Source organism: Thermogladius sp. (assembly GCF_049970955.1).
Taxonomy (GTDB): domain Archaea; phylum Thermoproteota; class Thermoprotei_A; order Sulfolobales; family Desulfurococcaceae; genus Thermogladius.
On sequence record NZ_JBMFLY010000061.1, the window covers coordinates 1 to 4996 of the forward strand.

The following is a 4996-nucleotide window of genomic DNA, read 5'->3' on the forward strand; positions in this document are numbered from 1 at the left end:
GGGGCTTCAGTCTGAGGAGGGTCAAGCGGGAGTTCAGGCTCCTATACCGCTGAGAACGTTGAGGCCGTGTGGAGCCGTACGGCGGGTTCTTTTTCGTCGGGTTGTGTGTAGCGAGTATGTGAAAGTATATTTGGTGAAACCAGTCAAATATCAAATTGAAGTCGTGGTGGAGTCGATGGATGCACGAGTGTCTTTAGCAGTAATAGCTATTGTCATAGTCGTTGTGGCAGCTATAGGTATCGGCCTTTACTACCTCACAACCTACTCTATCCCTAAACCAACCGCTACACCAACCACGACTTTTACTTCGCCAACTCCAACTATCCCTACAACAACTACGCCGCCGTTAACAACGTCGCCGGCATGCCAGAACATCCCTGACAAAATCACGATCGGGATGTCTATAAGCTTGAGCGGGTCGTTCGCCTTGACTGGTCATCAGGGGTTATGGGGGATCAAGGCTGCGATAAACTGGGTCAATAACGTCTACGGCGGGGTACACATATGCGGTAAAACAGTGAAGCTAGACCTCAAGTACTACGATGACCAGTCCAGCAAGGACCTAATCCCCAGCTTGTACGAGAGACTAATCACGGTGGACAAGGTCAACTTCCTGTTCGGCCCGTACGGGTCGCCTCTTACCATAGCGGCTGCCCCTGTAGCTGAGAGGTACGGGATGCTGCTCGTGAGCTGGATGGCCAACAGCGACAAGCTCGTGCAACAGGGCTTTAAGTTCTTCGTTATGGTCCCCGCTCTCGCGAGCACCCTGTGGCACTCCGCCCTTGATATGGTCCACACTCTTGACCCCAACGCTACTGTGGCGATACTCTACAAACAGGACGAATTCAACACCATGGTAGCCCAGGGAGCCTACTCGAAGGCCCAGCAACTCGGACTTAGAGTAGTCTACTTCAAGTCCTACCCTGTCGATATTACCGACTTCACCCCCCTATTCACTGAGTTGCAGACCACACACCCTAGCGTTATACTGATATGCTCGCACGAGAGGGACGGCATGCTCGCCATGCAGCAGTTGATACAACAGAACATTAACGCAAAGCTGATCGGGATAGCCGTCGCGGCATCCCTCCCACAGTTCTACCAGAACTTCGGTAAGATGGCCGAGGGGATCATCGACGGCACGCACTGGACACCCTACGTGAAGTGGTCTCCTGAGGTAGCCAAGCAGATGGGCTACGAGTGGTTCGGCCCGACCGAGCAGGAGTTCCTACAGCTCTTCCAACAGGTCGCCGGCCCGGGTAACCAGCCGTCGTACCACGCCGCGGCGGGTTTCGCCGCGGTCCTGACTCTCGTCAAGGCCATTGAGCTGGCCCAGAGCCTAGACCAGAGAGCTGTCAGGAACGCCTATAACGAGCTCAAGTTGATGACGATCTACGGGCCGTTCCAGATCAACGCAACAAACGGGGCGCAGATCGGCCACAAGATACTTGTCGGTCAGTGGCAGGCGGGGAAGTTCCAAGTAGTGTGGCCACCTGCCGCAGCATCGTCGAGGCCCGTCTACCCGATACCAACATGGCAGGAGAAGGAGGCCGGCGCACTGGCTACTCCCACCCCGTAGGCCTTTTTTTATCCGGACCATCTAAACTCTAAATAGAGTTCGACCAGATGTGGGATTTCAATGACTACGTTACTAGACTTATTGGCCTTCAACATCGTGTCCGGTGTGATGTTGGGGTTTCTCTACGGGCTGGTAGCCCTGGGCTTAACGTTCGTCTACGGAGTTCTCAGGTTCGTCAACTCCGCACAGGGTCAGTTCCTCATGCTGGGGGCGTACATCGCGTACTGGATGTTCACATTGTACGGCATTTCACCGCTAGACTCTATCCCCGTAGCCGCGGTGATAGGTGGTGCTCTAGGCTTCCTGATGTTCTACGGGTTTGTGAGCAGGTTGTTGAACACGCCTCCGATCTACACATTGATCGCCGCTTACGCCGTCTCGATCATCCTGGAAGAGAGCACTAAACTGGCCTGGGGGCCAACCTACAGGGGTTTCATATACAACATAGGCTCTGTGACATTTCTCCACTTCACAGTGCCCCTACTTAAGGTTGTAGGGGCGGTCCTCAGTCTCGCGATGATCTTGGGGATGTACGTACTGCTGTACAAGACCTCATACGGTAGAGTCATAAGGAGTGTGGTCCAGAGCGACGTTGGGGCTATGCTCTGCGGGATAAACACGTCGAGAGTCTACGCGGCCGCCTTCTCCCTGGGTATAAGCCTCACGGTCGTGAGCGGGGTTCTTCTCACCTACTACGTCTCAAGCGGGATAAACCCCTACATGGGTCAACCCTATACCGACATTGCGTTCGCAATATCAGTGCTAGGGGGTCTCGGTTCCCCTGAGGGGGCTCTCGTCGGGGGTCTCATATACGGTGTCGTCGAGACTCTGTCCTATACCGTATACTCTCTAGTACCCGGCCTGAGCGCTTACGCTCTGAGTAGGTTCACCGACTTCGTAATACTAGTGCTAGTCCTACTACTCAGGCCTCAAGGCTTGTTTGGGAAGAGGTGATACGTGTGAGGCCCCGTGGAAACCTCTCGCTGACAGCTGGTCTCCTTCTCTTCGCATTGCTTCTTGTACTGAGGGTCCTTCTCCCCGCCTATTCTCAGCTCGTCTTCCTCATAGTGTTCTACGTCGTCCTCGGCATAGCGTTCAACATCTTCACAGGCTTCAGCGGGTACGTTTGCTTCGGCTACTCCGCGTTCATAGCCCTTGGATCTTACGGAATGGCCCTGGCATTCAAAGAGCTGGCGGCGAGTACTGTCAACATGTTCGTTGTGATAGCAGCCGGTTTAGGTATGGCTGCGCTACTAGCTACAGTTCTCGCGATCGGGATAGGCGGCGTCTCTCTCAGGTTGAGGGAGGTCTACTTTGCAATCGCGACGATCGGCCTCAACAGGGCGGTGAGGTTCTTTATCGAGGGCGCCAACGTTTGGGGCGGGGCCGAGGGGTTGATCATAGCTGGCGACATCATTGTCAACTACGGGGACAAGGCTTTGTCGTTCGTTTCCATCGACTTCGCCGACTACACGTTAATCGCCCTAGGGGTAATCACGTTTGTCCTCTCCTACAAAATATCGCGGTCGAGACTAGGCTACGCCCTGCTCTCGATTAAGGAGGACGAGGACGTCGCCGAGGCTATGGGGGTTAACACTACTAAGTACAAGCTGGTCGCGTTCACTATAAGCGCCGTCCTAGCCGGTTTTCTCGGGGCTGTAAAGGTCTTGAAAGACCAGGCCGTCTACCCCCCAGACGCGTTCTCCCTGACTCTCACCATCGAGGCGATTCTTATCACGCTGATAGGCGGGAGTGGTACCGTGATAGGCCCCGTCGTCGGCGGCCTCGTGTACTCGGTGATGAAGTACTTCCTGACAGCATACTTCCCCGGACTTCAGCTGCTGATCCTCGCCCCCCTGCTAATTATCATCGTCGTGGTCTTCCCTTACGGCTTCATAGGGTGGCTACGGTTGAGATATAGGAGCCTAAGGGAAGTCTTGATCTAGGGTGGAAGCGTGCCCCGAAGAGAAGTATTGATTGTCGAGCACGTCTCCAAGTCTTTTGGCGGTATCAGGGCCCTGGTCGACGTGAGTTTCAAGCTTTACGAGGGCGAGAGCATCGCTATAATCGGCCCTAACGGGGCGGGCAAAACGACGTTGTTCAACGTCATCAACGGTATCTACCAGCCCGACTCAGGTCGGATAGTATTCGAAGGGGTAGACATCACCAGGCTACCCCCGCACAAACGGGCCCAGATGGGCTTATCGAGGGCCTTCCAAATACCCCGGCCGTTCCCCTATCTGACAGTCTTCGACAACGTAATGGTCAGCGCCCTATTCTCACCAAAGAAGCTCGGCGTGGACCAGGCCAGGACAGAGGCTTTAAGCACCTTAGAGCTCGTTGGTCTAATAAGAAAGAAGGACGAGCTGGCGGCGAACCTAACGGCCCCCGAGAAGAAACTGCTCGAGCTCGCGAGGGCGCTCGCGAAACAACCGAAAGTCCTCCTACTAGACGAGATAGTGGCTGGGATGCCCCCCGCTGAGGTCGACAGGATCATGAAGCTCGTCAAGGAGGTTGCCGACCGAAAGGGCATATCTTCGGTAGCTTTCGTCGAGCACGTGATTAGGGCCGTACAGCACGTGGACAGGGTCCTCTTCCTTTACCAGGGGAGGATACTGGTCGAGGGTCCACCACGCGAGGTCCTCGCAAACGAGTTGGTAAGGAGGGTCTATCTTGGAGAGGTCGTCTAACGGGTGTTCGCCGTGCTAAGGTGTGAGAACATCGTATCCGGCTACGGGGACACTCAGATCCTATGGGACGTGAACCTTCACGTCGAGAAAGGCGAGATAGTAGCAGTGCTAGGCCCTAACGGAGCAGGCAAGTCTACACTGCTGAAGACGATTATGGGGATTGTAAGGCCCTGGCGTGGCAGGGTCTACTTCGAGGGAAGGGACATAACCCTCCTACCCGTCCACGAGAGGGTCAAGCTAGGTCTCAACATGGTCCCTGAAGGGAGAGCGCTCTTTGGGGACATGACAGTGTACGAGAACATCGTCATGGCGTTGAACGCGCTACCCAAGGACAGGAGACGGGTTGACGACGTACTGGAGCTCGTCTACAGCCTCTTCCCAGTGTTGAAGGAGCGGCTACAACAAAAGGCTAAAACGCTGAGCGGGGGCGAGCAGCAGATGCTCGCAATCGCGAGAGCATTGGTGACAAAGCCCAGAATGCTACTCCTAGACGAGCCGACGCTGGGGCTTAGCCCCAAGCTGTCTATGGAAGTGATCAAGACGGTGAGCAAGCTCAGAGAGGAGCTCGGTCTAACGATTCTGGTAGTCGAGGAGAAAATAAAAAACGCGCTAGAGGTCTCGGACAGGGTCTACATTCTCAACGAGGGGCGCATAGTTAAAGAGGTCCCGAGACCGGAGTTCCAGCGCGAGGAGGCTCTCCTCGAGAGCTTCCTGGGCCTGTAAGGGG

The 4996-nt window shown here is 55.2% G+C and carries 5 protein-coding genes; all 5 read left to right on the forward strand.

The genetic code is table 11. The features are described from left to right. Positions 1 to 175 precede the first annotated feature (175 nt). The 5 genes from ACP5VX_RS06140 to ACP5VX_RS06160 are packed head-to-tail and all read left to right on the forward strand — an operon-like array spanning position 176 to position 4992. A complete protein-coding gene (locus ACP5VX_RS06140; RefSeq protein WP_428725005.1) occupies positions 176 to 1579 on the forward strand; it encodes an amino acid ABC transporter substrate-binding protein in 1404 nt (467 codons plus the stop codon). A gap of 60 nt (positions 1580 to 1639) precedes the next feature. Next, positions 1640 to 2533: a branched-chain amino acid ABC transporter permease gene (locus ACP5VX_RS06145; protein WP_428725006.1), complete on the forward strand. Its 894-nt coding sequence runs from the start codon at positions 1640 to 1642 to the stop codon at positions 2531 to 2533. Between the two features lie 5 nt (positions 2534 to 2538). Continuing rightward, positions 2539 to 3525, forward strand: coding sequence for a branched-chain amino acid ABC transporter permease (locus ACP5VX_RS06150; protein ID WP_428725007.1), 987 nt, complete (start codon positions 2539 to 2541; stop codon positions 3523 to 3525). Positions 3526 to 3534: 9 nt separating this feature from the next. Next, positions 3535 to 4269, forward strand: coding sequence for an ABC transporter ATP-binding protein (locus tag ACP5VX_RS06155; protein WP_428725008.1), 735 nt, complete (start codon positions 3535 to 3537; stop codon positions 4267 to 4269). Positions 4270 to 4281: 12 nt separating this feature from the next. Next, positions 4282 to 4992: an ABC transporter ATP-binding protein gene (locus ACP5VX_RS06160; RefSeq protein WP_428725009.1), complete on the forward strand. Its 711-nt coding sequence runs from the start codon at positions 4282 to 4284 to the stop codon at positions 4990 to 4992. Positions 4993 to 4996: the final 4 nt, after the last annotated feature.

What these genes read in the sequence shown, in the direction of transcription:
- ACP5VX_RS06140 (WP_428725005.1), top strand. Translation starts at nt 176, where the DNA reads ATGGATGCACGAGTGTCTTTAGCAGTAATAGCTATTGTCATAGTCGTT.
- ACP5VX_RS06145 (WP_428725006.1), top strand. Translation starts at nt 1,640, where the DNA reads ATGACTACGTTACTAGACTTATTGGCCTTCAACATCGTGTCCGGTGTG.